This is a genomic window from Pseudomonas fluorescens, assembly GCF_902497785.1.
GTDB lineage: Bacteria > Pseudomonadota > Gammaproteobacteria > Pseudomonadales > Pseudomonadaceae > Aquipseudomonas > Aquipseudomonas fluorescens_BO.
The window spans coordinates 54379-79872 of sequence record NZ_CABVHK010000017.1 but is presented as its reverse complement, the minus strand read 5'-3'; the positions used below and the strand labels follow the sequence as shown (position 1 = coordinate 79872).

General features: G+C 60.3%; 27 protein-coding genes and 1 pseudogene. 12 read left to right on the top strand and 16 right to left on the bottom strand.

Annotation, left to right across the window (positions count from 1 at the left end; translation table 11 throughout):
- Positions 1-163 precede the first annotated feature (163 nt).
- From F8N62_RS23825 to F8N62_RS23810, 4 genes are read left to right on the top strand one after another with little or no spacing between them, the layout of a single operon-like run.
- A complete protein-coding gene (locus F8N62_RS23825; protein ID WP_150712967.1) occupies positions 164-1561 on the top strand; it encodes a COG3014 family protein in 1398 nt (465 codons plus the stop codon).
- Positions 1562-1576: 15 nt separating this feature from the next.
- Positions 1577-1948: a YcfL family protein gene (locus tag F8N62_RS23820; protein WP_150712966.1), complete on the top strand. Its 372-nt coding sequence runs from the start codon at positions 1577-1579 to the stop codon at positions 1946-1948.
- Positions 1949-1981: 33 nt separating this feature from the next.
- Positions 1982-2569 (top strand): penicillin-binding protein activator LpoB, encoded by a 588-nt coding sequence (gene lpoB, locus F8N62_RS23815; RefSeq protein ID WP_150712965.1) that lies wholly within the window; start codon positions 1982-1984, stop codon positions 2567-2569.
- 3 nt (positions 2570-2572) lie between these two features.
- Positions 2573-3316 carry a penicillin-binding protein activator LpoB gene (locus tag F8N62_RS23810; protein WP_150712964.1) on the top strand — a complete coding sequence of 248 codons (744 nt, stop codon included), beginning with the start codon at positions 2573-2575 and terminating at the stop codon, positions 3314-3316.
- A gap of 222 nt (positions 3317-3538) precedes the next feature.
- Here F8N62_RS23810 and rhtB read toward each other — a convergent pair whose 3' ends face one another.
- The 3 genes from rhtB to F8N62_RS23795 form a co-directional block, all read right to left on the bottom strand.
- On the bottom strand, positions 3539-4171 hold the full coding sequence (gene rhtB / locus F8N62_RS23805; RefSeq protein ID WP_150712963.1) for a homoserine/homoserine lactone efflux protein: 633 nt from the start codon (positions 4169-4171) through the stop codon (positions 3539-3541).
- A gap of 253 nt (positions 4172-4424) precedes the next feature.
- Entirely contained in the window at positions 4425-5006 is a 582-nt protein-coding gene (locus tag F8N62_RS23800) for a mechanosensitive ion channel family protein (RefSeq protein WP_150712962.1), read from the bottom strand.
- Positions 5006-6916, bottom strand: coding sequence for an ATP-binding cassette domain-containing protein (locus F8N62_RS23795; RefSeq protein ID WP_150712961.1), 1911 nt, complete (start codon positions 6914-6916; stop codon positions 5006-5008). Before F8N62_RS23795 ends, F8N62_RS23800 begins: the two co-directional genes overlap by 1 nt.
- Before the next feature lie 50 nt (positions 6917-6966).
- Here F8N62_RS23795 and F8N62_RS23790 point away from each other — a divergent pair, with 50 nt between their 5' ends.
- A complete protein-coding gene (locus F8N62_RS23790) occupies positions 6967-7431 on the top strand; it encodes a TIGR02444 family protein (protein ID WP_150712960.1) in 465 nt (154 codons plus the stop codon).
- Here the strand turns inward: F8N62_RS23790 and F8N62_RS31565 are convergent.
- On the bottom strand, positions 7428-8579 hold the full coding sequence (locus F8N62_RS31565; protein ID WP_191632430.1) for an AlgP family protein: 1152 nt from the start codon (positions 8577-8579) through the stop codon (positions 7428-7430). The genes F8N62_RS23790 and F8N62_RS31565 overlap by 4 nt on opposite strands.
- A 192-nt stretch (positions 8580-8771) precedes the next feature.
- On the opposite strand from F8N62_RS31565, the gene F8N62_RS23775 reads away from it, so the two are divergent.
- The gene (locus tag F8N62_RS23775) at positions 8772-9437 is read left to right on the top strand and encodes an FKBP-type peptidyl-prolyl cis-trans isomerase (protein WP_150712958.1); all 666 of its coding nucleotides are present in this window, start codon (positions 8772-8774) and stop codon (positions 9435-9437) included.
- A 60-nt stretch (positions 9438-9497) separates the two neighbouring features.
- Here F8N62_RS23775 and F8N62_RS23770 read toward each other — a convergent pair whose 3' ends face one another.
- The 8 genes and pseudogenes from F8N62_RS23770 to F8N62_RS32335 all read right to left on the bottom strand — a co-directional run.
- The gene (locus F8N62_RS23770) at positions 9498-9956 is read right to left on the bottom strand and encodes an Rsd/AlgQ family anti-sigma factor (protein ID WP_007899333.1); all 459 of its coding nucleotides are present in this window, start codon (positions 9954-9956) and stop codon (positions 9498-9500) included.
- A gap of 178 nt (positions 9957-10134) precedes the next feature.
- Entirely contained in the window at positions 10135-10686 is a 552-nt protein-coding gene (locus F8N62_RS23765) for a disulfide bond formation protein B (protein ID WP_150712957.1), read from the bottom strand.
- A gap of 244 nt (positions 10687-10930) precedes the next feature.
- Complete coding sequence (locus tag F8N62_RS23760; RefSeq protein WP_150712956.1) at positions 10931-12169, bottom strand: heme biosynthesis protein HemY; 1239 nt, start codon at positions 12167-12169, stop codon at positions 10931-10933.
- A complete protein-coding gene (locus F8N62_RS23755; protein WP_150712955.1) occupies positions 12166-13320 on the bottom strand; it encodes a uroporphyrinogen-III C-methyltransferase in 1155 nt (384 codons plus the stop codon). Before F8N62_RS23755 ends, F8N62_RS23760 begins: the two co-directional genes overlap by 4 nt.
- Positions 13321-13336: 16 nt before the next feature.
- Positions 13337-14104, bottom strand: a complete 768-nt coding sequence (locus F8N62_RS23750) for a uroporphyrinogen-III synthase (RefSeq protein WP_150712954.1) — start codon at positions 14102-14104, stop codon at positions 13337-13339.
- Positions 14101-15042, bottom strand: coding sequence for a hydroxymethylbilane synthase (gene hemC / locus F8N62_RS23745; protein ID WP_150712953.1), 942 nt, complete (start codon positions 15040-15042; stop codon positions 14101-14103). The genes F8N62_RS23750 and hemC overlap by 4 nt, the downstream gene beginning before the upstream one ends.
- A 137-nt stretch (positions 15043-15179) precedes the next feature.
- Positions 15180-15926 carry a LytR/AlgR family response regulator transcription factor gene (locus F8N62_RS23740; protein ID WP_150712952.1) on the bottom strand — a complete coding sequence of 249 codons (747 nt, stop codon included), beginning with the start codon at positions 15924-15926 and terminating at the stop codon, positions 15180-15182.
- Positions 15923-16132, bottom strand: a pseudogene (locus F8N62_RS32335) (sensor histidine kinase); the annotation flags it as partial. The gene F8N62_RS23740 and the pseudogene F8N62_RS32335, both read right to left, overlap by 4 nt.
- A gap of 241 nt (positions 16133-16373) precedes the next feature.
- On the opposite strand from F8N62_RS32335, the gene argH reads away from it, so the two are divergent.
- Complete coding sequence (argH, locus tag F8N62_RS23735; RefSeq protein WP_150712951.1) at positions 16374-17768, top strand: argininosuccinate lyase; 1395 nt, start codon at positions 16374-16376, stop codon at positions 17766-17768.
- 128 nt (positions 17769-17896) lie between these two features.
- Here argH and F8N62_RS23730 read toward each other — a convergent pair whose 3' ends face one another.
- Positions 17897-18556 (bottom strand): glutathione S-transferase family protein, encoded by a 660-nt coding sequence (locus F8N62_RS23730; protein ID WP_150712950.1) that lies wholly within the window; start codon positions 18554-18556, stop codon positions 17897-17899.
- A 124-nt stretch (positions 18557-18680) separates the two neighbouring features.
- Between F8N62_RS23730 and F8N62_RS23725 the strand changes: the two genes are divergently transcribed.
- The 3 genes from F8N62_RS23725 to F8N62_RS23715 all read left to right on the top strand — a co-directional run bounded on the left by F8N62_RS23725 (position 18681) and on the right by F8N62_RS23715 (position 22602).
- A complete protein-coding gene (locus F8N62_RS23725) occupies positions 18681-18965 on the top strand; it encodes a hypothetical protein (protein WP_150712949.1) in 285 nt (94 codons plus the stop codon).
- A 356-nt stretch (positions 18966-19321) separates the two neighbouring features.
- Positions 19322-19567, top strand: coding sequence for a TIGR02647 family protein (locus tag F8N62_RS23720; protein ID WP_084320242.1), 246 nt, complete (start codon positions 19322-19324; stop codon positions 19565-19567).
- 188 nt (positions 19568-19755) lie between these two features.
- Entirely contained in the window at positions 19756-22602 is a 2847-nt protein-coding gene (locus F8N62_RS23715) for a class I adenylate cyclase (protein ID WP_150712948.1), read from the top strand.
- A gap of 6 nt (positions 22603-22608) precedes the next feature.
- Here the strand turns inward: F8N62_RS23715 and rnk are convergent, their stop codons facing one another.
- From rnk to cyaY, 3 genes are all read right to left on the bottom strand, one after another.
- A complete protein-coding gene (gene rnk / locus F8N62_RS23710) occupies positions 22609-23019 on the bottom strand; it encodes a nucleoside diphosphate kinase regulator (protein ID WP_150712947.1) in 411 nt (136 codons plus the stop codon).
- A gap of 161 nt (positions 23020-23180) precedes the next feature.
- A complete protein-coding gene (locus F8N62_RS23705; RefSeq protein WP_150712946.1) occupies positions 23181-23408 on the bottom strand; it encodes a DUF1289 domain-containing protein in 228 nt (75 codons plus the stop codon).
- A gap of 4 nt (positions 23409-23412) precedes the next feature.
- On the bottom strand, positions 23413-23745 hold the full coding sequence (cyaY, locus tag F8N62_RS23700; protein ID WP_150712945.1) for an iron donor protein CyaY: 333 nt from the start codon (positions 23743-23745) through the stop codon (positions 23413-23415).
- A gap of 305 nt (positions 23746-24050) precedes the next feature.
- On the opposite strand from cyaY, the gene lptM reads away from it, so the two are divergent.
- Complete coding sequence (lptM, locus tag F8N62_RS23695) at positions 24051-24233, top strand: LPS translocon maturation chaperone LptM (RefSeq protein ID WP_150712944.1); 183 nt, start codon at positions 24051-24053, stop codon at positions 24231-24233.
- Between the two features lie 9 nt (positions 24234-24242).
- Positions 24243-25490 (top strand): diaminopimelate decarboxylase, encoded by a 1248-nt coding sequence (gene lysA, locus F8N62_RS23690; protein WP_150712943.1) that lies wholly within the window; start codon positions 24243-24245, stop codon positions 25488-25490.
- The last annotated feature ends 4 nt before the right edge of the window (positions 25491-25494 follow it).

Below are 25494 nucleotides of genomic sequence, written 5' to 3'. Positions count from 1 at the left end.
ATTACATAGCCAGCATCCCTGTCTATAATGCCGCGCCCTCGAAACATCGACAGGGCGCTTGAGCTCCTCTTTTGAGGAATTGGCAGGACGCCGGTCTGCGCCGATAGGTCCCATCAGCCCGACCCGCACGCGTGGCTGCCTACATTTCAGGGAAGAAGTAACCATGGCCTCCCGCGCCCTAACCTTGATTGCGCTCAGCGCCGTCACCTTGCTTTCCGGCTGCTCGGCGTTCCGCAACTACGATTCGGAACTCGCGCAAACCAATCAGCAGCTGGCCTCCGGTAATGTCGATGCCGCGCTGACCCTGCTGGAAAAGAACAACCGCGGCGAAGACAAGGATCTGCTCTATTACTTCGAGAAAGGTGAACTGCTGCGTGCCAAGGGCGATCTGTCCGGCAGCCAGAACGCCTGGACCAGTGCCGACGTGGTGGTGGGCAAGTGGGAAGATTCGGTCAAGCTCGATACCGGCAAATACCTCGCGCAGTTCGGCAGCTTTCTGGTGAACGACAAGGTGCGTCGCTACGAAGGCTACGACTACGAAAAAGTCATGCTGACCACGCAGATGGCCCTCAACCTGCTGGCCGTGAACGACTTCGACGGCGCCCGTACCGCGATCAAGAAAACCCACGAACGCGAAGCCGTGATCGCCGATCTGCGCGACAAGGAATACCTCAAGAGCGAAGAGCAAGCCGAGAAGGAAGGCATCAAGACCGAGTACAAGGACCTGCAAGGTTACCCGGTCGCCAGCCTCGATGCGCCGGAAGTGGTCGGTCTGAAAAACAGCTACCAGAGTGCTTTCAGCCATTACCTGGCCGGTTTCGTCTATGAAGCCCTGGGTGAAAAAGACCTGGCTGCGCCGGGTTATCGCAAGGCCATCGAATTGCGCCCGAACACGCCGCTGCTGGAACAGGCGCTGAAGAATCTCGACAAGAAAAGTGCCAAGAACGAAGACAGCGACATTCTGATCGTCGTGCAAAGTGGCCTGGCGCCGGCCCGGGATTCGATCCGCGTGCCCCTGCCTCTGCCGATCAGCGGCAATGTGGTGATCACCCCGCTGTCGTTCCCGATCATCAAGGCTGATAACTCCACCGCCACCCTCACCCAGATCGGCGTGAACGGTCAGCAGCTCAACCTGACGCAACTCAACAGCACCACCGCCATGTCCCGCCGCGCCCTGCGTGACGACATGCCCGGGATCATCGTGCGCACCACTGTTCGCGCAGTGACCCGGGGTGTGGCGCAGAAGCAGATCAACGAAACCAATCCACTGGCAGGCCTGGCGGTCGGCATCACTTCAGCCGTGCTTGAAGGTGCCGATACCCGTACCTGGCGCACCCTGCCCGACTACACCCAAGTGGTGCGCCTGCGCCTGAAAAAAGGCGAGCATCAAGTCACCCTGCCAAGCGCCGTGGGCGGCTCGGTGGTCAAGATCACTGTTGACCAGCGCTATCAAGTCATCAGTTTGCGTGCCGTGGGCAACCAGGTCTTCGCCAGCGGCGTCGCGGCTCATGTGATCCCGAGCGCCAGTCCCACGGCCGTGGCCACCCTCAAGCAACCTTAAGAACGGAGTCTTTACATGCGTTTCAAACTCATTGCTGTCGTCGCCCTGGCCTTGCTGGCCGGTTGCGCCACACCGCCTCCACCGGAGCCGGGCAGCGCTGCCAGCAAAGTCGTGGCCATGGGCAAGCTGAAGAATATCGTGGTCGGCGCCATGCGCGTCGCCCGGGAAAACGGCTTCATGACGGCCAATGTGCAACTGAGCAACACCAGCTTCAACAACAAGACCTTCTATTACCGCTTTGCCTGGCTCGGCCCTGAAGGCTTCCCGATTGCCGAAGAGGAAACCTGGAAAAGCCAGATGATGTACGGCCAACAGACCAGCTTCATTCAGGCGATTGCGCCGACCGCCAAAGCCGTGGATTTCCGCCTCGAAATCAAAACGCCTTAATACCCTATTCGATCAGTTTCAGAGAGCATTCCCATGTTTGTACGTTTCTCGTTTATCGCTGTCATCGCCCTGCTCGCCAGCGGCTGCGCCAATACCTCGCCGACGCTCGGCAGCAAAAACATCAGCTACGGCGACACCAAGGCCGTGGAAACCGTGACCAACGAATTCGGCTCGACCGACCTGCAGATGATCGCCGAGTCCATGACACGCTCCCTCGCCCAGTCCGGCATTCTGCAGGGCCGCCCGGTGGTTCAGGTCTACGACGTGAAGAACAAGACCAGCGAATACATCGACACCCGGGAAATCACCACCAGCATCAAAACCCAGCTGATGAAATCCGGCACCGCCCGCTTCGCCAGCGACAACACCGCGATGCAGAACCAGGTGGATCAGCTCAAGCTGCAAAACCAGAGCGGCCTGTACAAGAAAGCCACGGTGGCCAAGACCGGCAACATGATCGCTGCCAAATACCGCATCGAGGGTTCGATCAGCTCGATCGTCAAGCGCAGCAGCGATTACAAAGACGTCTTCTACAAATTCAGCCTGCAATTGATCGACGTTGAAAGCGGCCTGGCCGAGTGGATGGATGAAAAAGAGATCCGCAAGACCACGGAGCGTTAATCAATGCGCGCATGGATTGGCATGATGGCCCTGGCTTGCGCGTTCAGCGTGCAAGCGGCGTCGAAAGTCGCGGTGACGGACCTGGCGTATCAGGAGCGGGTGGAGCAGTACATCCACATCGTTTCGGCCCAGAGCAACTTCCAGGCAAACCGCTACAGCGCCAGCGGTTCTTCGAGCTACAACGAAATCGAAGCCACCAGCAGCTACATCGAGCAAGGTGAACTGCGCAAGTTCACCGGCGACATCAAAGGCGAGATGCTGCGCTCCGGGATGTTCCAACTGGTGCAAGGCACGCCGTACACGGCTTCTTCCAAAGGTGACGTGTATGACGTGATCAAGCGGATCAAGGCCGGCCACTTCAAAGGTGCCGATTACGTGCTGTTCGGCACCGTGTCGGACATCGACTTCACCCGCGATACCACTGAGCTGGCCAACACCGACAGCTACTCGGCGATCCTGGGTCTGACGCTGGTGGCGGATTTCAGCCTGATCAACACCAAGACCTATGAAATCACCTCGGCCTTTACGGCGATGGGCGAAGGTCAGGACACCAAACTGGTGAATAGCCGGGACATTCGCGTCTCGCTCAACCGGCCGCGCGTGGTACGTGATGTGTCCAAGGCACTGGGCGAAGACGTGGCTGCGCAACTGGGTCAACAACTCGGTGGTGGCGGTTACGAGCAGCCGGGGCAAGCCCCGTTGCGCAACAACCTGCCACGGGATACGGCGCCGGTCATTCTTCACTGATCGTTGCACAACCTCTGCGGCAAGGTTGTGAGGGGGTTGGTTTGAGGGGATCTGTGGTGAGGGGATTTATCCCCGTTGGACTGCGCAGCAGTCCCATCTTTGGGGCCGCTTCGCGACCCAACGGGGATAAATCCCCTCGCCACAGAGGCCCTCGCCACAAGGCATTCACATCACAAATGAAAAAGGCGACCTCTGGGGTCGCCTTTTTTGTGCCCGGCGGTTTTACACCGCAGCTTTGCGCAGCGTCGCCATGAACGCCGCCGCGCCGATGAACAGCCCGGCAAAGGTGCGGTTCATGCGTTTTTGCTGCTGGGGCGTGCGCAACAGACGCAGCACTTTGGACGCCAACCCGGTGTAACCAGCCATCACGATCAGGTCAACGAAGACCATGGTCACGCCGATGATCAGGTACTGCATCAGCAGCGGCGCATGCGGGTCGATGAACTGTGGCAGCACCGCGAGCATGAACACCAACGCCTTGGGGTTACTGATGTTCACCAGAAAACCGCGAAACACCAACGCCATCGGCTTGCCGATCTGGCGTACGGCAGCGTCGTCGCTCATGTCGCTGGGCAGTGCGCGCCATTGCTTGATCGCGAGGTAAACCAGATACGCCACGCCGAACCATTTGATCGCATAAAACGCGCTGGCCGAGGCCGTGAGAATCGCGCCCACACCGGCGCCGACAATCGCGATCTGCACCGCCAGGCCCAATTGCAGGCCCAAGGCGTTCCAGTAACCGCGCCAGAAACCGTATTGCAGACCGCTGGACATCGACGCAATGGCGCCGGCACCCGGAGACAGGCTGATCACCCAGCAGGCGGCAAAAAACGCCAGCCATGTTTGAAGCTCCATCGCACACCTCGAAATCGGACTCGTGACAGAGGTCTAAGCTAATGCGGCTTTGGGCGGATGACTATCGATTTTTTGCAGGATGTTGCGGCTACAAACCCATGTTGCGGGTTTGACGGGCTTCTCGCCTGACACACTGCCATCGCGAGCAAGCTCGCTCCCACAGGGATTCGGGCTGACCACAATTTTGCGATCCACCCAAATCCCTGTGGGAGCGAGCTTGCTCGCGATGGCGGTGTGTCAGGTGACAAAATTCTTACTTTTCAAACCCACTTAACGGGAATGTATCCGTCCCACGCCAGCGTCGAACCGAGCGCTGAAAGAACAGGCTATTGGGCACTTGCACCATCGCACTGCCCGTACCGAGCTCTTCAGCCTCGATCAACGTGGTGTAAAGCAGATTGATCGCCACCACCCGACCTTTGACGCCGGGTTTGTCGGTGGTGTCCACCAACTCGACAACGTCACCGATACGGAAGGGCCCGACGGTGAAAATCAGAATCGCGCAGAGCAGATTGGAGAGCACACTCCACATGGCGAAAAACGCCACCGCTGCCACCGCGACGAATCCGGACAACGCGGTCCAGAGCACCGTGGCCGACACCCCGAGGCGTTCGAGCACGAAAATCAGCGCACTGCCCATGATCAGCCAGCGCAGCCCGCCCCGCAGCGGCATCAGCAACTGCGGCGGAAAAGGGTAGCGCTCCCCCAGGCGAGTCAGGCATTTGGCGACAAAGCGCTGGGCAAAATAACCGGCCAACAAGATCAGCAGGATTTGTACGACCAGCCAGATCGGCTCGACCCACACCGGTGACAGCGACCACTTGAACGCCTCCATCAGGACAGCGCCTCCAGCTCCGCCTGCATGCTTTCAAGCAATTCCAGGGCTTCCATCCAGGTTTCTTCCAGTTCCGCTTCACGCACCTTCAGCTTCGCCTGTTCGGCCAGCAGATCACGCAGATCGTTCTTGCGCGCCGGCTCGTAAATGTCGCTGTCGCCAAGGCTGGTATCGATCTTCGCCAGTTTCTCGTGCAGCTTGCCCAGCTCGACTTCGAGCTTGTCCGCTTCACGCTTGTGCGGTGCCAACTGCTGACGCAACGCGGCCGCGGCCTGACGCTGGGCCTTCTTGTCGGTCTTGTCCGGGTTGACCGGCGTGTTGCTGACCGGGGCATTGCGCTGTCGATACTCGACCAGCCAGCGGGCGTAATCCTCCAGGTCGCCGTCAAACTCCTCGACCTTGCCGTCCGCCACCAGATAAAAATTGTCGGTGGTACTTTTCAGCAGATGACGATCGTGGGAAACCACCAACACCGCGCCGCTGAATTCCTGCAACGCCATGGTCAGCGCCAGGCGCATTTCCAGGTCCAGGTGGTTGGTCGGTTCATCGAGCAGCAACAGGTTCGGCCGCTCCCAGGCGATCAACGCCAGGGCAAGACGAGCTTTCTCACCGCCGGAAAAATTCAGCACCGGCTCATCGATACGCGCACCGCGAAAATCGAAACCACCGAGGAAGTCGCGCAGTGTCTGCTCGCGCTCAGTTGGGGCCAGCCGCTGTAAATGCAGCAACGGGCTGGCCTTCGCGTCAAGGGAATCGAGTTGATGCTGGGCGAAGTAACCCACGACGGTATTCTCGCCACGGGTCAGGCGACCGGCCAACGGCGAGAGTTCACCGGCAAGGTTTTTGATCAGGGTCGATTTACCGGCGCCGTTGGGGCCGAGCAAACCGATGCGCGCGCCGGGCGTCAATTGCAGCTTGACCTTCTCCAGCACGGCTTTGTCGCCGTAGCCCAGACGGGCATCGGACAGGTCGATCAACGGGCTGGAAATCTTCGTCGATTCGCGGAAGACAAAGTCAAACGGCGAATCGACGTGAGCGGCGGACAACTCTTCCATCCGCTCCAGTGCCTTGATCCGGCTCTGGGCCTGACGGGCCTTGGTGGCCTGGGCCTTGAATCGGGCAATGTAGCTTTCCATGTGCGCCCGCTGCACCTGCTGCTTCTCGTACGCCTGCTGTTGCTGGGCCAGGCGTTCGGCACGGGCGCGTTCGAAAGCGCTGTAACCACCGCGATAGAGGGTGATCTTGCGTTGATCGACGTGGGCCACATGATCGACCACGGCATCGAGGAAATCCCGGTCGTGGGAAATCAGTAACAAGGTGCCGGGGTAGCTTTTGAGCCATTCTTCGAGCCAGATGATGGCGTCGAGGTCCAAGTGGTTGGTCGGTTCGTCGAGCAGCAGCAGGTCGGAAGGGCACATCAATGCCTGCGCCAGGTTCAGACGCATCCGCCAGCCACCGGAGAAATCGCCGACCGGGCGATCCATCTGCTCATTGGTGAACCCAAGGCCTGCCAGCAGCTTGCGGGCACGAGCATCGGCGGTGTAACCGTCGGCGCTGTCGAGTTCCGAGTGCAGGCGGGCCTGAGCGGCACCGTCATGCGCGGCTTCGGCGGCGGCGAGGTCGCGTTGCACCTCACGCAGGCGCAGGTCACCATCGAGCACGTAGTCGACCGCCTGGCGTTCGAGCGTTTCGATTTCCTGGCGCATGTGGGCGATGCGCCAGTCGGCCGGCAGGAAGCAGTCACCCGAATCCGGGTGCAGTTCGCCCCGAATCAAAGCGAACAGGCTCGATTTGCCGGCGCCGTTGGCACCGATGAGGCCAGCTTTGTGGCCGGCGTGCAGGGTCAGCTCGGCGTCTTCTAGCAGACGTTGCGGGCCACGCTGTAAAGTCAGGTTCTGAAGTCGAATCATAATGGCGGCGGAGTCTACCAGCTTCGCTCGCAACTGGCGCGAGTAGCACTATGTCCTCTGACCTGTGGAGCTTTTCCCTTGGCACTTACGCCCGACCCGGCGTTGAAGCCGCGTGCCTAACCTTGCAGTCGGCGGGGGTGAATGTGTGCCTGCTGCTGTGCGGGTTGTGGCTGGGGCAACGGCGAGTGGCGTGCAACGAGCAACGATTGCAACAGCTGTGCAATGTGGCCGGACCTTGGGACGCGGATGTCGTGCAACCTTTGCGAGCTTTGCGCACGCAATGGAAAGTCAGCGCGACCGGGGATGCCGAACTGAAAGCGCTGCGCGAACAAGTGAAAGCGCTGGAACTGCAAGCCGAGCGGCATTTGCTATTGCGACTGGAGCGAACGGCGTTGAGTTGGCCGCAAGATGAGGCGACCGATTTACCGGCCTGGCTGGAGGGTGTGGCGGCGGGCGCCGCACACCTGAACCGCGACGCGCTGCATCAGCTGCGCGTCGCGGCAACCGGCACTTAGGAAGCGCTGGTTGGGGTGGTGCTGGTGCTCGACGGTGCAACTGGCGTTGGCGCAGTAGTAGCTGTCGAGGTAGAGGCTGCGGAAGCAGGAGCGGCCGAAGCGGATGGCGCTGGGGTCGACGGCTTGGCAGCGGGTGCCGGGGTCGGCTTGGCAGCGGTGGCCGGTTTTTTCACGGCTGGTTTCGCAGCCGGTTTGGCAGCGGCAGGTTTAGCTGCTGGTTTAGCTGCGGCAGTTTTTGCAGCAGTGGCTGGCTTGGCAGCAGCGGTTTTTGCGGCCGGTTTAGCGGCGGTTTTTGCAGCTGGTTTGGCTGCAGTTTTTGCAGCTGGTTTGGCAGCAGTTTTTGCAGCTGGTTTTGCTGCTGGCTTGGCAGCAGTTTTAGCAGCAACAGGTTTTGCCGCAGACTTGGCAGCTGGTTTCGCGGCAGCGGTCTTGGCTGCTGGTTTTGCGGCCGGTTTGGCAGCCGCAGTTTTTGCCGCAGCAGGTTTGGCAGCAGCCGTTCTTGCAGCCGGTTTAGCGGCTGCGGTCTTGGCAGCGGCTGGCTTGGCGGCAGGTTTGGCAGCGGCCGTTTTTGCGGCAGGTTTAGCAGCGCTGGCAGCAGCTGGTTTCTTCGCCGCAGGTTTGGCTGCTGGCTTGGCCGCAGCTTTCACCGCAGGCTTGGCAGCTGGTTTGGAAGCAGCGGTTCTGGCAGCCGGTTTAGCGGCAGGTTTGGCAGCCGCTTTCTTGGCCGGAGCCGCAGCAGGCTTGGCCGAACGCAGGGACAACGCCTTGCTGACAGCCTCTTGTACACGACCGACGCCCTGGGCCAGTTTCAGGCTTTCTTGAGCGTCGCGCTTGAGTTGCAGAATGTAGCCGCGAGTTTCCGATTGACGATCCTTGAGGGCATCGAGCAGGTCTTCAAGTTCCTTCACCGCGCCCTTGGCTTTGGTCTGCGCCTTGGCCTTGCCGGCCGACGCAGCGTCCTGCAATTTAGTGCGGGACTTGTGCAATTTTTCCTGCGCTTTTCCGCGCTGCTTTTCCAGTTTGGCGAGCAGTTTTTCAGCATCAGCCAAGGCTTGCGAACAAGCGGTTTCCAAATGCTCGAGCAGGCTGCCCGAGAGTTGTTGGAGTAAGTGCAACGGGGTATTTACAGGCTTCTTGGTGGCCGACATGGTTTACCTCCTGGCTGACGTGGGTGCGGCTCATACTAGACCTCTGCAGGGACCGCCGCTAGGGCATGTTGACAGTATCGAAAGCGCTGCGTTGCAACGGATCGAAAATCTTCTGTGCTTGCGCAAAATGAGTTCACTGTCGAACGCATCCACACTGGCATAATCTGCCGCATCTCAGGTCGGAGAGTGCCGATGTCGCGCTACCTTTTTGTATCGCTGTGCGTGTTTTTTTCTGTGGCCCAGGCTGCCGAAAAAACCAAAGAAAATGAAGCTCACGATCTTGCTTATAGCTTGGGTGCAAGCCTCGGTGAGCGCCTGCGTCAGGAGGTTCCCGATCTGCAACTCCAGGCATTGGTCGAAGGGCTGCAGCAGGCCTATCAGGGCAAACCCCTGGCCCTGAAAGACGAGCAGATCGAACAGATTCTGACCGAGCATGAAGCTCAGGTTTCCTTGCAACAAAGCACGCCCGGCAGCGAAGCTGTTCTCGAAAAAGAGCAGCGCTTCCTCGCCGTTGAAAAAGCCAAACCCGGCGTTCGTGAACTGGCCGATGGAATATTACTGACAGAGCTGGCACCCGGCACCGGCGCGAAGGCCGGTCCGGATGGCAAAGTCCAGGTGTTGTACATCGGTCGACTTCCGGACGGCACCGTGTTCGATCAGAACAGTCAGCCACAGTGGTTCAGTCTCGACAGTGTGATCAGCGGCTGGCGAACCGCGCTGCAAAACATGCCGGTCGGTGCGAAGTGGCGACTGGTGATTCCATCGGCCCAGGCTTATGGCGCCGACGGTGCTGGCGACTTGATCGCGCCTTTCACGCCACTGGTATTCGAGATCGAATTGCGCGGCGCCACAAGCTGAATGACGGAAACGAAAAACGGTGCGCAGGGCGCACCGTTTTGAGGGTGTTGCGGGAAGGGATCAGGCCTGAACCGAATCCTCTTCCTTGTGAGCGGTGTGCAGCACTTCGATCAGACAGTCTTCCAGTTCGAAGCGTTCGTGCAACAGACCACCCAGCTCCTTGAATTTCTCTGCTACACACTTGCCGGCGTCGCACAGATCATTGAAGGCGAGCAGCTTCTCGGTGATGACGTCGATGCGCGGGTAGATGGTTTCAGCCAACTCGAGACCGCGGGTGTCGCCAAAGGCTTTGGCCTCACCCGTCAGCTGTTCGTAGATCTCGAAGTGCCCGGCAGACACGTAATCGACCAGCACTCCGCAGAATTCCTGCAATGGCTTGCGGTTTTCGCCCAGCGCCTCAGGCTTGGCGCCGAGAGCATCATAGGCCCGAACCAGTTCGTGACGCTCCTGCAACCAGCGATCGATCAGCAGATGCACTCCACCCCAGCGTTCCTGAGCATTCTGACAACTTTCGAGCATGGTGATCTCTCTTCCCTTGTGGGTCATGCTGCCCTACACCTGTCGCACCCTTGAAGATCAAGAATCGGCCAGGCAGAGCGTCATTCGAGCAACATAATTCCAATGACACGTGCGGGCCAGATTATGCCCGCACGACAATGGCTTCAAGGTACGCAGGAGATAAAGTTCATACAAGTGTTTAATCGCCCGCCAGCGCAGGGTGCGACGACTCGCCGCTGAGCGGTCGCCGGCAAGCGATGCAGACCAGACGCAGCAACTGCTGAAGACTCAAAATAGTCATCCCGACAAAGAACAACAGACTCCACTCCGGGAGGCTCAAACCGAACAGCGTCCAGGAAATCTGCGCGCAGTCGGCGGCGCCGTTAAACATCTGCTGCACGACGTTTAACCACGGAGTGTCCGCGAACAGTTCGGACAGGTGGGTCGAACAGGCGGGCAACTGGTGCACCGGACTGGTCTGCAACAGCACTTGGCGCCAGGCCGTGACGGTGCCTGCCAGACTGCACAGCAAACCGAGCAGCCAATACACAAAAGAGGCCAAACGGCCGGGCCCATGAATCGCGGCGCCCAGGCAGACCCCCGTGAGCATCGCCAGGCAAATCCGCTGCAACACGCACATCCCGCACGGCTGGAGACCGACTGCATATTCGAGATAATAGGAAACGCCCAAGGCCAGCGCGCCAGCAACGAAAACCATGAAAAACAAGGAGCGTGAGCAGGCCAGCGACATGGCTTTTCCATACCAGTAGAGACAAGTGGTTACGGTAGAGGAAAGCGCGCCAGCCTTTCAAGGCAGGACGACAGAGACACTTCAACAAAAGTGTAGGGAATTCCCGACAGAATTGACGAGAACTGATGTAGTTGGTTGTAGGACTAAGCCGTTACGGGAATGCGAAGGTAAGAAATCGACGAATTCAAGCACCTCGCCCCCCTCCAGCAGCAGCTGATTCAGCCTGCTGCGCAGGGATAAACCATCAGGCATTTACCGGAACCGGCAATGGCGCCGCCAGAAGGCGTTCGTCCAGCAGGCCAAGGCCTTCCTGAAACAGCTGATTGCTGCGCTCGGTGTCGCCCAGTTGCGCCAGCAGCCGCGCCAGCTCCGCGCAGGCTTCCGGATTACGCTGCACGCGCAGGCTGCTTTCGAGGTAGTCCCGAGCCTTGCCCCACAGACTGCTTTGCAGGCACAGGCGACCCAAAGTCAGCAGCAGGCTCGGATCAGCCGGATGATTCTTCAGCCAGCCCTCGGCCGTCTGCAATTGACGCGCCGGATCACTGCCGCGAACCAGTCCGTACAGCCGCGCCAGGTGGCTGTCGTAGTTGCGCTTCAACGCTGTTCGCAAAACTTCTTCGGCCTCGACCTGAGCGCCCAGTTGCCGAAGTTGCTCGGCGTACGCCAACACCAGTTGTGGCTCCTGGCGTTGCGCCGTAGTGAGCTGCTGCCAGGCGCGATTGAGCGACTGCAAGCCGACGGTGCCGTCCTCTTCCTGACGCGCGGCCAGTGACAGGTTCTCGCCCCACGCCCGGCGTTCAAGTTCAGCCAGTTCGGTCGATGGCAGCACCTTGTCCTTGCGCAGCTCCGGTAGCAGGCGAATCACCGCGGACCAATCGCCGCGTTGTTGATGCAAGCGCTGCAACTGGCGCAAGGTCTGGACGTTATGAGGATGGCGCTCATGCATCGCTTGCAGCGTCGCCAGCGCACCCTCGGTGTCGCCACGGTCGGTCTGCAACTGGGCGTGGCTCAAGGCAATCGCCAACTCAGCCTGAGGCTGTCGCTCCAGCGCGCGCTCCAGCAGGTTGTCGCTTTCTTCGTAGTGGCCTTGTTCGTTCGCGGCGCGGGCCGCGCCCAGATAGTAAAGCAGTGGCTGGCGCTCGGCTTCGGCAGCGCGATGCAGATGACGTTGCGCGCTGGCCCAACGACCTTCGGCAAGGTCCAGCTGGCCGTGTTCGATCGCCACCTGGACCCGGCGGCTGCGATTGCGCCGCGACCAGGGATTGACCACGCCACTGGAGGTCGTCACTAGTTCGACCAACGCCTTGATGCCCCAGAACACCAGCCACAACACGGCGACCAACGCCAATGTCGCCCACAGGCTCGATTCGAAACGAAAGCTCTTGTAGGCGATCAGCACGTAGCCGGAATGCTCGGCAATCGCCAGCCCCAGTGCGGCGGCAGCGGCGATGACCAGAAACACGATCACATAAAGACGTTTCATGGCGTGGCCTCCTGCGCGGTGTTCGCCGCAGGTTTGGCCATCGGTTTGATGGAGTCCTCGGCGTTGACATTACGTCGCTCGAGATAACCCTGAACCGCGCTCAGCGTGCCGGTCAGATCCGGCGTCACCACGGTGACCGGTTGCTTGCTCAATTCGCTTACCTGCTCGAGCATCACCTTGCTCTGCGGGTTGTCCGGATTGAAGTTGCCCTTGAGCACATCCCGCGCTTCGGCCAACGCCTGGGTGTAGACCGCGGCCTGCCCATTGAGCGCCGCCCATTGCGCCTGCTCCAGCGCCAGACTCAAGGCCAGTCGCACCTGACTCAAGCCCTGCCCTGCCAGCAGCGGACGGACATTTTTGTCGGCGTCAAAATCGATGCGGATGTAGCGCGAGATCTGATCCCACCATTGCGCCCAGCGACTGGCGCCGTCGCCGTCGGCGGTCAGGCCCAGCAGCGACTCGCCCCGATCCTTGTACTCAGGCGCCAGCTCGGTGAGGTTGATCACCTGATCGCGCAGCGCACCCAGGCGCAGAAACAGACCCGTGCGATCCGGCTGTTCGGTACTGCGCAAGGCGACCAGGGTTTTCGCCACTTGCTCGCGGGCGGCAAAGGAACCTGGATCGTTCTGTTCGCGAAGAATTTCATCGGCGCCCTGCACCAGCGCCTGGGCGCTGCTGATGTCCTGCAAGGCAGACAGTCGCAGGCTGGCCAGTCGCAGCAAGTGCTCGGCCTCGGCCAGACGCCAGTCCTTGCGGCTCGCGCCGAGGACAGTTTCCAGACGTTGATTCAAACGCTGCTGATCGCCTTGCAGTTGCGTCACCAGACGACTGCGGGCGTCCAGTTCTTCGGCCGCAGGCATTTGCTCAAGGCGCGCGCTGAGGCGCTGTTCATTGAGCTTCAGGCTTTGCGCCTGATCGTTCAACGCCTGCACCTGGCTCAATTGCTGCTGGGTATTGGCTTGCAGGTGGCGGACCTGCCAGACACCCCAACCGCCCACGGCAACACCGGCGGCACCGAGCAGCAGGGCGACAATTGCCAGCCCATTGCCTCGGCGCTGCGCTGCAGGAGGCGGCGCCGTTTCAACCGGTGGTTCAACCGGTGTATCGAGCACTGGCTGGACGTCATCTTTAGGCAAGGCTGTTTCGTTCACGTATCCATCCTTTGCATTAGAGAACGGGTTCGGGATGCTCCCGTAACGCCGTCAGCAAAGCCGCGGCACTGGCGCCACGACAATCCACAACTGTTTGGGCCCCGGCGGCACGTGCCAGCTCGGCGACCCTGGGGCTTGGAACAAACAACGGCAACCGCGCCAATTGCGGCCAGGCATCGCCGGCCAATCGATGCAGATGCTCAAAACCCATTCCACTGCTGACCACCAGCCCGTTCAAGCGTTCCGCCTTGATCCGCTCCGGCAGCGCCGCGGGCGGATAGTGCGGCAGGTCGCGGCGATACAATTCCAGATACTCGACACTAGCACCAAGCTCGCGCAAACGCTCAGCGAGCAACTCGCGCCCGCCCTCTCCGCGCATGATCAACACCCGTGGATCAGGCCGTGCGATTGCCTCGCGCAACGGTGCAAGTTCTAGCAACGCTTCGCTGTCATCGCCCTCGCACGGAAAACTCACATCGAGCCCATGATCAGCGAGAATCTGCGCAGTGGCCGCACCGACGCTAAACCACTTCTGGCGCGGTGGCTGCGGGCAATATTGATCGACAAGTTGCACCGCCACTCGGGCGGCCGGCTTGCTGACCACGATCACTGCGCAGTAGCGCTCCAGACCCCGGATGACCTGGCACATTGTGTCAGAGACCGGAATCGGATCGATCTCCAAAAGCGGCAAGCTGCTGCTGAAAATCCCCGCTTCGGTCAGCACATCGCTCAGCGCCGCCGATTCTTCTGCGGGACGCGTGAGCAGCAGGCGCCAGCCCGTCACTCGTGACCTGCCTCGCCATACACCGCTTTGAGGATGTCATTGGCGCCTTGACTCAGAAGGTCCTCGGCCACTTGCACACCCAAGGCTTCGGCATCGCTTCGCGGTGCACGGGCTTGGGCGCTGAGCAGCAGACCGCCACTCGGATCACCGACCAGGCCACGCAACCAGACCTGCTCACCTTCCAGCACGGCATAGCAGGCGATAGGCACCTGGCAGCCACCGTTCAGATGTTTGTTCAGGGCACGTTCGGCGGTGACCCGGGTGGCGGTGTCCTGATGGTGCAGCGGCGCGAGCAGTGCGTGAATTTCACTGTCGGCGGTGCGGCATTCGATACCGACCGCGCCCTGGCCACCGGCCGGCAGACTGTCGTCAACGCTGATGGCCGAGGTGATGCGATCTTCAAAACCCAGACGAATCAAACCGGCCGCCGCAAGGATGATGGCGTCGTATTCGCCGGCATCGAGCTTGGCCAGGCGCGTATTGACGTTGCCACGCAGGAAACGGATTTCCAGGTCCGGACGCCGGGTCAGCAACTGGGCCTGACGACGCAGGCTGGAAGTGCCGACGATGCTGCCTTGGGGCAATTGGTCCAGACTGGCGTAGGTATTGGAAACGAAGGCATCGCGCGGGTCTTCTCGCTCGCAGATGCAGAACAGACCGAGGCCTTCAGGGAAGTCCATCGGCACGTCTTTCATCGAGTGCACGGCGATATCGGCCTGGTTTTCCAGCAAGGCGGTTTCCAGCTCTTTGACGAACAGGCCCTTGCCGCCGATCTTCGACAGCGGCGAGTCGAGGAGCTTGTCGCCGCGACTGACCATGGGCACCAGCGTCACGAGCAGACCCGGATGGGCCTCTTCCAGACGGGCTTTGACGTATTCGGCCTGCCACAGGGCGAGAGCACTTTTGCGGGTGGCGATGCGGATTTCGCGAGAGGACATGGATCAATCCGTACTGAATAGATACGGCGGATAATAACAGCTCAGTCAAATCCACTTTGACTTGTATCAGGTATTACCTGGCCTCCCTGGCCCCGGATGTCCGGCAATCGGGTGTGAATGCGCCTGTAAAAGGCGAATTAAAGCTGTTGCATCATCTTGCGCACGCCGGCCACATGACGGCGACTGACGATCAGGGCATCGCCATTGAGGCCTTTGAGGAACAGCTGAAAATGCCCCAGAGGTGTACGTTGCAGTCGCTCGATGCGTTCACGGGCAACCAGTGCATTGCGGTGGATACGCACGAATCGGTCGCCGAATTCATCTTCAAGGGCTTTTAGCGGTTCATCCAGCAGCACTTCGCCGCCTTCGTGGCGCAAGGTCACGTATTTGTGGTCGGCAATAAAGTAGACCACCTGACCCAACGGGATCAGCTCAATACCTTTGCGGGTTCGGGCGCTGATGTGGCTGCGCGGGCCGCTGCCGGTTTCGGCGGCGGGACGGGTCAGGGCTGCGAGCTGGACGCGATTGGGGCGCTCGGCTTTTTTCAACGCATCATGCAAATGTTCAGTACGCACAGGTTTCACCAGATAGCCTACGGCGCTGGCCTGTAAGGCTTCCACGGCAAATTCATCGGGCCCTGTGCAAAACACCACGGCAGGCGGGGTTTCGCGTTCGCACAATCTTGCAGCCACTTGCAGGCCATCGAGGCCCGGCATGCCGATATCGAGCAGCACGATATCCGGCTTGTGACTGTCGATCAGTGCCAACGCCTCATCGCCGTTCGTGGCGCTGGGCTCCAGGACGCTGTATCCCTCGAGTTCGCCGACCATTCGGCTCAGGCGCTCGCGGGCAAGGGGTTCGTCATCAACGATCAGGACATTCATATTGCGCTGGATTCCTGCGTGAGTCTCGCACAAGGATAGCGTAGACAAGTGAAGTGACGTCCGTCACCGCGATCCACGCTAAGACTAGCGCGAGGGCCAAAAAGTGCCGCCCGTCCGACCGCTAAATTTTTATTTGCCGGGCAATTGGCGGTTGGCGAGGCATCGCCGTAGGGTTTGCTGATACACAATATGAACACCCCCTCTTCTTATAGTCCGCTGCAGCGCCGAGATGAGCGCTGATCCTACTGTCCAACTGTAGACGGTTGCCGGAGCGTTATTGCTCAATTGAAAAATATCGTTGCGCATTTTCCGCATTGCCCGCTTCGAGCATGGGCTGGCGCCGCGCAAAAAAACGTGTCGACCAGTGTCAGCGACAGGATTGGCAACCCTGTTATTATCCGCAGCAGCTTTCAACGCCATCTTTCTTCAGCCGATACGAGCGAATTCATGAGCACTGACAAGACCAATCAGTCCTGGGGCGGCCGCTTCAGTGAACCCGTCGACGCCTTCGTCGCCCGCTTCACCGCCTCCGTCACTTTCGACCAGCGCCTGTATCGCCACGACATCATGGGCTCGATCGCCCACGCCACCATGCTGGCCAAGGTCGGCGTACTCACCGATGCCGAGCGCGACAGCATCGCCGATGGCCTGAAGACCATCCAGGGCGAAATCGAGGCCGGTCAGTTCGACTGGCGCATCGACCTCGAAGACGTGCACATGAACATCGAGGCACGCCTGACCGACCGCATCGGCGTGACTGGCAAAAAGCTGCACACCGGGCGTAGCCGTAACGACCAGGTCGCCACCGACATCCGTCTGTGGCTGCGCGACGAGATCGACCTGATCCTGAGCGAAATCACCCGCCTGCAAAAAGGCTTGCTGGAACAGGCCGAGCGCGAAGCCGGCAGCATCATGCCCGGCTTCACTCACCTGCAAACCGCGCAACCGGTGACCTTCGGGCACCACATGCTGGCCTGGTTCGAAATGCTCAGCCGCGACTACGAGCGCCTGGTCGACTGCCGCAAACGCACTAACCGCATGCCCTTGGGCAGCGCCGCGCTGGCGGGTACGACGTATCCGATCGATCGCGAGTACACCGCCCAGCTCCTGGGCTTCGACGCTGTCGGCGGCAATTCGCTGGACAACGTGTCCGACCGCGACTTCGCCATTGAATTCTGCTCGGCGGCGAGCATCGCGATGATGCACTTGTCGCGTTTCTCCGAAGAGTTGGTGCTTTGGACCAGCGCGCAGTTCCAGTTCATCGATCTGCCAGACCGCTTCTGCACCGGCAGCTCGATCATGCCGCAAAAGAAAAACCCGGACGTGCCAGAACTGGTTCGCGGCAAGACCGGCCGCGTCTTTGGTGCACTGATGGGCCTGCTGACCTTGATGAAGGGCCAGCCATTGGCCTACAACAAGGACAACCAGGAAGACAAGGAACCGCTGTTCGACGCTGCCGACACGCTGCGCGATTCGCTGCGCGCCTTTGCCGACATGATCCCGGCGATCAAACCCAAGCACGCGATCATGCGCGAAGCGGCACTGCGCGGTTTCTCCACCGCCACCGACCTGGCTGACTACCTGGTTCGTCGTGGCCTGCCGTTCCGTGACTGCCATGAAATCGTTGGCCATGCCGTGAAGTACGGCGTGGAAAGCGGCAAGGACCTCGCGGAAATGAGCCTGGAAGAGTTGCGCAAGTTCAGCGACCAGATCGATCAGGACGTGTTTGCCGTGCTGACCCTGGAAGGTTCAGTGAACGCCCGCGACCACATCGGCGGCACTGCGCCGGCCCAGGTCAAACAGGCTGTGGTTCGCGGCCAGGCATTGCTCGCCGGCCGCTGAAAGCCAGAAGCTTCGCGAGCAGGCTCGCTCCCACATTGAAACTGTGGTGAACCCCTATCCTGTGAACACCAAGGATTGAATGTGGGAGCGAGCCTGCTCGCGAAAGCGTCCTGAGGGACGCTACAGATCTATTTCTTGGACGCGACCATCGCCAGAAACGCCGGCATCGCCGCCTCCTTGTCCGCCGCAATCCGCTGCACGTTCGGGTTCTGCTCCAGTCGTTCCAACAGCGCCTTGGCCGCCGGCATCTCCGCCAACAAATCCAGCCCGAACAGCTTATGCGCCACCGCACAGGCCAGCGGAACGCTGTACAGGAAATACAAATCCGCGATGCTCAAACTGTCCCCGGCTACATAAGGGGCAAACTTGCCGTGCCGTCCCAGCGAGGCAAAACCCAGCAGTAGCTCGGCTTTGGTTTTGTCCTTGATCGCGTCTGGCACCGGCATGCCGAAAAACGCTTCGGCATAACAGGCGCGAGCCGGCAGTTCGATGTACAGCTCGATTTCCTTGGCCAGCGCAAGGACCTGGGCCCGTTCGAAAGGATCGCTCGGCAGCAGCGGAGCGCCCTTCTGACTCTGCTCGATGTACTCCAGAATCACCGCGGTTTCGTTGATGAAGCCTTGCTCGACGCCCAGCACCGGTACCTTGCCGCGCGGGCTGATTGCCAAGGCCTCCGGGCTCGTACCTGCATAAAACGGCACCTCTTCGAACGACAGTCCTTTCTCCAGCAGCGCCAGTTTCACCATGTTGTAGTAGTTGCTGACGGAAAAACCATAAAGCTTGAGCATCACAAAGCCTCCGGGCCGTGCGGGGTGGGCAGTCCTGTTTTATAGAACGCGCCGGCCATTCTTGCCAGCAGCATCACAGCGCTGAATGCAGGTAAACTGGCCGCCTTAACTTGAGGAGCCTGCCATGAGCGAGCCAACAGACATCGAACTCGACGAAGAAGAGTTCGCCGAAAACACTTTGGTTGAAGCCATCGAAAACCAGATCGAAAGCGACAACCCGCCAGCGGCCAAGGCGACCTTCAACAAGCTGACCCTGGTGGGCTACGAGCGTGAAGAGATCCTCAACCTGATGGCCCACGTGTTGGCGGTGGAAATCGACGCAATCCTCGAAGAAGACCGCGCGTTCAATACCGAATGGTACGAAACGGCGCTGCGCGCACTGCCCGAGTTGCCGCCGGAAAAGAAATAAGCCAGCGACTTGTGGCGCCGGGATTTTGTGGCGAGGGAGCTTGCTCCCGCTCGACTGCGCAGCAGTCGCAATGCGTTGGGGCCGCTTCGCTGCCCAGCGGGAGCAAGCTCCCTCGCCACAGAGGTTCTCCATAGTCAGGAATCTTCACACCCGGCAAGCCCCCGCTTACAAATTGTCACCCATCACTCCTGCCTTCCCCCAGACCCTGACTACACTGGTACGCACCCCGCTGCCGCACCACCCGCCGGGGAATGCATCCCGAGGTGAAAAACCCTGTCGCGAGCACTGGACATGCCACACGAGTGGGATCACCTTAGGGGCGCTGTCGTCCAATTCCTAGAAAGTCTGGAGTCCTTATGTCGCTTACCCCTGAGTTGGTTGCCGAACTGGAAATCCTCGCACTCTTCAACCTGGACAGTTCCCAGGAAGGTTTGAAAATTCATCAGACCGCTGCCCCGAAAGCCATTGCCGCCGCTCGACGCCTGTACGAAAAAGAACTGATCGACCAGCCTGATGGCGGTTATCTGACCAGTCTGGGGCGTGACGCCGCGCAAAACGTGCAAACCGTTCTGACCATTCTGAGCGTCCAGGAAACTGCCTGATATTCCTCGTATCGCCCACGGAAACCCCTGCTACGGGATTTCCGCGGGCACTCTCTGCAACACACTGTCGCCCAGCGATAGAAATCCGACGCCTGAAAAACAAAATCAGCTGAAATGTCCGGGGGCCGAGGCGCTAAACTGCCCCCCATTCTGAGACTTCCGAGCCCTGCGAGCCGGTTTGAGCTGACATGACCCGCACCCATGAAATCCGCCCCGATCTGGACGAGGGAATCGACCGCAAGGTTCTCAGCCAGCTGCGCGCACGTTTTCTGAAGCTCAACGAGGGCCGCATGGCCCGCGCGATGGAAGGGCTGTCGACCCGCCAGCAAGCCGTGTTGACCCTGCTGCCGCTGTTCTTTCACGTCAATCATCCGTTGTTGCCGGGTTACGTGTCGGGCAGCACACCCGCCGGCCTGTCGAACTTCGAGCCTGAAGCCAACGTCCTCGCCGAAGCCCAGCGCCTGACCCGCTCGTTTTCCTATAAACCTCGCCACAGCAGCAATCCGCCGCGACCCATCCACGGACTGTTCCTGATGGGCAGCCTCGGCACCCTCGCTCAGGCGGACCAGAGCGACATGGACGTGTGGGTCTGCCACGCGCCGGATTTGCACGAAGGCGAACTCACCGAGCTGCGCAAAAAATGCCAGTTGCTGGAAGTCTGGGCCGCCAGCCAGGGCGCCGAGGCGCATTTCTTCCTGATCGATCCTGCCCGCTTTGTACTGGGGGAGCGCGACAATCAACTCAGTTCGGAAAACTGCGGTACCACCCAGCATTATCTGCTGCTGGACGAGTTCTACCGCACCGCCATCTGGCTGGCCGGGCGCACGCCCATCTGGTGGCTGGTGCCGGTGTACGAAGAAGCCGCGTACGACCGCTACACCCACACTTTGTTGTCCAAACGTTTCATACGGGCCGACGAAAGCCTGGACCTGGGGCATCTGGCGTATATACCGCCGGGGGAATTCATCGGTGCCGGGCTGTGGCAATTGTTCAAGGGCATCGAGTCACCCTACAAATCGGTGCTCAAGCTGTTGCTCACCGAGGTCTACGCCAGCGAACACCCCAGGGTCCAGTGCCTGAGCCTGCGCTTCAAGCAAGCGGTGTTCGCCAACCAGCTCGACCTTGATGAATTGGACCCGTACATCGTGGTTTACCGGCGCATCGAGGAATACCTGATGGCCCGTGGCGAACCGGAGCGGTTGGAGTTGGTGCGGCGCGCGTTGTATTTGAAGGTCAACCGCAAACTCACCGGCAGCAGCAGTCGCGCCCAGAGCTGGCAACGCTCGCTGCTTGAACGTCTGGCTCGCGAATGGCACTGGGATCATCGGCAATTGGCGCTGCTCGATAGCCGCAGCCAGTGGAAAGTCCGTCAGGTCAGTGCCGAACGTCGAGCGTTGGTCAACGAACTGAATTACAGCTACCGCTTCCTGACCGAGTTCGCCCGCAGCGAACAGACGGTCAGCCTGATCAATAAACGCGATCTCAACGTATTGGGTCGACGGCTGTACGCGGCGTTCGAGCGCAAAGCGGACAAAATCGAATTTATCAACCCGGGCATCGCCCCCGACCTGGCCGAAGACACCCTGACCCTGGTGCACGCGCCGAACAAAAAAGAACCCGGGCAAACCCAATGGGGTCTGTATAACGGCAGCCTGACGGCGCTCGAGTGGGAGCATTTCGCGCCGATCAAGCGCAGCCGCCAACTGCTGGAACTGCTGACCTGGTGCCACCGCAACGGCGTGATCGACAGCAGCACGCGCCTCGCCCTGCATCCCGGCGAGAGCGACCTGAGCGAGTTCGAACTGTTCAACTTGCTCGGCAGCCTGCAACAAAGCATCGCCCTGCCGCTGCCCACCGTCGCCGAAGAGCCGCTGCTGCGCGCCAGTGTGCCGAGTGAGGTGCTGATTCTGGTGAACGTCGGCGTCGATCCGCTCAAGCATCACCGCGATCTGAATATTCTGATGACCACCGAGCGCACCGATTCCCTGAGCTATGCCGGCGTTCGGGAAAATCTGGTACTGACCCTGGACCAGGTCACGCTCAATAGCTGGAACGAAGTGCTGGTCAATCGCTTTGATGGCCCTCACGCCTTGCTCGACTGCGTGCGCGACTACCTCAACAATCTGCCGAACGGGCCGCAGCAACCGACCTTGCGCGTGCGTTGCTTCTGTCACAACCGCGCACAGTTCATTGCCCGCCGGGTCGAGGAAATTATCGACACCGCGCAGAACCTGCTGCTGAGCCAGCTCAATCACCGCTACCTGATTCAGGTTGCGCAGCACTATCACGTACTGGAATTGGTGCCGGGGCACGTCAATCACGTTGCCCTCGCCACTCTGCCGGCGCTGTTCGATTACCTGGGCGAAGAGTTGGCGAGTTACAGCCCGCTGCACCTGGACCCAATGGCGCTGGAAGATCAGGACCTGGCGCTGATTCTGCCCATGGGCCAGCCAGACTGCATTCAGGTGTTTTACCGGATTCAAGAAGACCAGGCCGATCTGTGCGTGCTGGATGAATTCAACGCGCTGTGGCAACAGCGGTTGCCGTATCACGATGAGCAGAGTCTGCTGGTGCCACTGCAGCGATTCCTGCAATCGATCCAGTACCGGCGCGATGCCTTGCTGCCCATGGACGCCGCCCAGCCAGCGGGCCTGGACACGCTGTATTACCAACTGCTGCCCTCCGGCCCCGGGCGAGCCCGCCGGGTGGAAACCCGGACTGCGCCGCAAACTCCGGTCAACAAACCGTTTTACGACGTGCAGGCGATCGTCGGCAAAGCCGCACCAGGCCAGGTGCAGGTCACGTTGTATTGCAATCAGCGGGAGTTTTCGGAGCTGGAGTATGGCGACCGGTTGTTCAGCGTGGTCGCCGGAGAAATCGTCGGGCAGCGCCGCGAGAGCGAGCGATATCGCTGCTACATCACCGACCTGGACCTGTCGGGCCTGCTCGGTGATGGTCAGAGTTCCAGCAACTTGTATTTGCGCTACAAGGCCGATCTGGAGCGCGCATTGAACGACGCGCTCGAGCAGGTCTGAGAAAGGTTATTCCGGAAAGTCGCCGCCATTGGCAGGCTGTGATTCAACTTCCAGCAAAGTCAGTTTCAAGGTTTTGCCGCCAGGGGCCGGCCAGTCGATGTGCTGACCTACCTTGAGGCCCAGCAATGCACTGCCGACAGGCGCTAGAATCGAGATTTTGCCTTCGTCAGCGTTGGCATCCTTGGGATACACCAACGTCAGGTGATAGTCCTTGCCGCTGCTTTCTTCACGGCAATGCACTCGGGAATTCATGGTCACGACATCGGCAGGCACCTCTTCGTGACTGACCAGCGTATCGGCGCGATCCAGTTCGGTTTGCAGCGCGATAACACCCGGCAGCGTGTCGTCCAGGCTGTCGATCAGGCGCTCCAGACGTTGTACGTCCAGACGGGTAAGGGTGATGGAAGGTGCGGTCATGATTAAGGCAGACTCCTTTCTTCTGCACAGAAAAAGCAAAACCCCGCCAGAAAAAGGCGGGGTTTTCACGAGCCTCGATGGGTTGAGGCGTTTCTGGACACTATCACAGCTCAAAAAATATACAAGCCGCCACCCGACGGCGTAGGAGCCTGCGGCAGCTCCTACAGTCGATTTGTGGCGTTCTTGCGATTTGAAGCTTGGGCGCAGATGCCCCGCCGACGATCATCATCCGCCGAGCGCCATTCGCGGATGTCTTCGACATGGCGAAAACACCCCAGGCAAACCTTCTGTTCGTCCAGCCGACATACGCCGCTGCACGGTGAAGGCACCGCAGGACTGACGTTGCTGTAAAGCGGTTTGGGCGCACGAACGGGTGCAGGCTGGCTCACGATCTCACAGACCTTCAAAATCCAGTTCAACACCGGCCTGCTGCTTGACGATGCGCTCCAGCATCTCGCCCAGTTGCTCTTCGCTCTTGTCACACATCCAGCGCTCGCTCTCTGCGTCGTAGTCGAAGTGGAAACCGCCGGAGACTGCCGCCAGCCATAGCTGACGCAGTGGCTCCTGGCGACTGAAGATCAACTGGCTGCCGTTTTCAAACTTGACGGTGAGCACACCGGCAGAGCTCTCCAGGTCGATATCCAGATCGCTCTCGTCGAAAATATCTTCCAGCGATTGCTGGGTGGCATCGACCAGATCGTGGAAACGGGCTTCGGTCAAACTCATTGCGGCAACCTCAAAAAGTGTCTGTTCACGCTCAAGCGCCGCAAGATACGGGCGAGCCCCGGTGATTGCAAAGGATAACCGACAGATCACTAAACCTGTGGGAGCGAGCCTGCTCGCGAAGAGGCCGGCACATTCAACCTATCGCTGGCTGACACACCGCTTTCGCGAGCAGGCTCGCTCCCACAGGGAATGCGTGATCTCGAATGATCTGCCAAGCCCCGCCGGACGGGAGCCCCGTCGCATAGGCAAGCTGCCGGGTGGCCGGTATACTCCGGCGCAATTAATGCATTTTCAAGGATTTCGCCATGAAGCGCCTGATCTCATCCCTTGCTGCGCTCGCTTCGCTCGTCGCTTTTGCCTCCTTATTGTCGGCCTGTGGTCAAAAAGGCCCGCTGTACCTGCCCGACGAAAATCAAGACCCTGCCGAGCAAGCGCAGTCCTCGCAAAAGCAGCCGTCCAAGGCACACAAGCACGACGTCTACCAATAAGGGAACGCCATGGACGCTTTTAACTACCGTGACGGCGAGCTGTTTGCGGAAGGTGTTGCCCTGTCCGCCATCGCCGAACGCTTTGGCACACCGACCTACGTCTACTCCCGCGCCCACATCGAAGCCCAGTACCTGGCGTACGCCGATGCGCTGGCCGGCATGCCGAGCATGGTCTGCTTTGCGGTCAAGGCCAACTCCAACCTGGGTGTACTGAATGTCCTGGCGCGTCTCGGCGCCGGTTTTGACATCGTCTCCCGTGGCGAGCTGGAACGCGTTCTGGCCGCGGGCGGCAGCGCAGACAAGATCGTGTTTTCCGGTGTCGGCAAGACCCGTGACGACATGCGCCGCGCACTGGAAGTCGGCGTGCATTGCTTCAACGTCGAATCCACCGACGAGCTCGAGCGCCTGCAAGTGGTCGCCGCCGAGCTGGGCGTTCGCGCGCCGATCTCGTTGCGCGTGAACCCGGACGTCGATGCCGGCACGCACCCGTACATTTCCACCGGTCTCAAAGAAAACAAGTTCGGCATCGCCATTGCCGACGCCGAAGACGTGTACATCCGCGCCGCGCAGTTGCCGAACCTGGAAGTGGTCGGCGTCGACTGCCACATCGGTTCGCAACTCACCACCTTGCCACCGTTCATCGACGCCCTCGACCGCCTGCTGGGCCTGGTTGACCGCCTCGGCGATTGCGGGATTTACCTGCGTCACATCGATCTTGGTGGCGGTCTGGGCGTGCGTTATCGCGATGAAGAGCCGCCATTGGCTGCCGATTACATCAAAGCCGTGCGCGAACGTCTCGACGGCCGCGATCTGGCGCTGGTGTTCGAGCCGGGCCGCTTCATCGTCGCCAACGCCGGCGTGCTGCTGACCCAGGTCGAGTACCTCAAGCACACCGAACACAAAGACTTCGCCATCGTCGACGCGGCCATGAACGACCTGATCCGCCCGGCGCTGTATCAAGCCTGGATGGACGTCACCGCCGTGCGCCCTCGCGCGACCGCCGCTCGCGCCTACGACATCGTCGGGCCGATCTGCGAGACCGGCGACTTCCTCGCCAAGGATCGTCAGCTGGCGCTGGAAGAAGGCGACCTGCTGGCCGTGCATTCGGCTGGCGCCTATGGGTTTGTCATGAGTTCCAACTACAACACTCGCGGCCGTACCGCCGAAGTGTTGGTGGACGGTGATCAGGCATTTGAAGTGCGTCGCCGTGAAACGGTAGCCGAGTTGTTTGCTGGCGAAAGCCTGCTGCCGGAGTAAAACC

Coding starts and splice junctions, on each gene's coding strand:
- F8N62_RS23825 (WP_150712967.1), top strand. CDS start 164: ATGGCCTCCCGCGCCCTAACCTTGATTGCGCTCAGCGCCGTCACCTTG.
- F8N62_RS23820 (WP_150712966.1), top strand. CDS start 1,577: ATGCGTTTCAAACTCATTGCTGTCGTCGCCCTGGCCTTGCTGGCCGGT.
- lpoB (WP_150712965.1), top strand. CDS start 1,982: ATGTTTGTACGTTTCTCGTTTATCGCTGTCATCGCCCTGCTCGCCAGC.
- F8N62_RS23810 (WP_150712964.1), top strand. CDS start 2,573: ATGCGCGCATGGATTGGCATGATGGCCCTGGCTTGCGCGTTCAGCGTG.
- rhtB (WP_150712963.1), bottom strand. CDS start 4,171: ATGGAGCTTCAAACATGGCTGGCGTTTTTTGCCGCCTGCTGGGTGATC.
- F8N62_RS23800 (WP_150712962.1), bottom strand. CDS start 5,006: ATGGAGGCGTTCAAGTGGTCGCTGTCACCGGTGTGGGTCGAGCCGATC.
- F8N62_RS23795 (WP_150712961.1), bottom strand. CDS start 6,916: ATGATTCGACTTCAGAACCTGACTTTACAGCGTGGCCCGCAACGTCTG.
- F8N62_RS23790 (WP_150712960.1), top strand. CDS start 6,967: ATGTCCTCTGACCTGTGGAGCTTTTCCCTTGGCACTTACGCCCGACCC.
- F8N62_RS31565 (WP_191632430.1), bottom strand. CDS start 8,579: ATGTCGGCCACCAAGAAGCCTGTAAATACCCCGTTGCACTTACTCCAA.
- F8N62_RS23775 (WP_150712958.1), top strand. CDS start 8,772: ATGTCGCGCTACCTTTTTGTATCGCTGTGCGTGTTTTTTTCTGTGGCC.
- F8N62_RS23770 (WP_007899333.1), bottom strand. CDS start 9,956: ATGCTCGAAAGTTGTCAGAATGCTCAGGAACGCTGGGGTGGAGTGCAT.
- F8N62_RS23765 (WP_150712957.1), bottom strand. CDS start 10,686: ATGTCGCTGGCCTGCTCACGCTCCTTGTTTTTCATGGTTTTCGTTGCT.
- F8N62_RS23760 (WP_150712956.1), bottom strand. CDS start 12,169: ATGAAACGTCTTTATGTGATCGTGTTTCTGGTCATCGCCGCTGCCGCC.
- hemC (WP_150712953.1), bottom strand. CDS start 15,042: ATGTCCTCTCGCGAAATCCGCATCGCCACCCGCAAAAGTGCTCTCGCC.
- F8N62_RS23740 (WP_150712952.1), bottom strand. CDS start 15,926: ATGAATGTCCTGATCGTTGATGACGAACCCCTTGCCCGCGAGCGCCTG.
- argH (WP_150712951.1), top strand. CDS start 16,374: ATGAGCACTGACAAGACCAATCAGTCCTGGGGCGGCCGCTTCAGTGAA.
- F8N62_RS23730 (WP_150712950.1), bottom strand. CDS start 18,556: ATGCTCAAGCTTTATGGTTTTTCCGTCAGCAACTACTACAACATGGTG.
- F8N62_RS23725 (WP_150712949.1), top strand. CDS start 18,681: ATGAGCGAGCCAACAGACATCGAACTCGACGAAGAAGAGTTCGCCGAA.
- F8N62_RS23720 (WP_084320242.1), top strand. CDS start 19,322: ATGTCGCTTACCCCTGAGTTGGTTGCCGAACTGGAAATCCTCGCACTC.
- F8N62_RS23715 (WP_150712948.1), top strand. CDS start 19,756: ATGACCCGCACCCATGAAATCCGCCCCGATCTGGACGAGGGAATCGAC.
- rnk (WP_150712947.1), bottom strand. CDS start 23,019: ATGACCGCACCTTCCATCACCCTTACCCGTCTGGACGTACAACGTCTG.
- cyaY (WP_150712945.1), bottom strand. CDS start 23,745: ATGAGTTTGACCGAAGCCCGTTTCCACGATCTGGTCGATGCCACCCAG.
- lptM (WP_150712944.1), top strand. CDS start 24,051: ATGAAGCGCCTGATCTCATCCCTTGCTGCGCTCGCTTCGCTCGTCGCT.
- lysA (WP_150712943.1), top strand. CDS start 24,243: ATGGACGCTTTTAACTACCGTGACGGCGAGCTGTTTGCGGAAGGTGTT.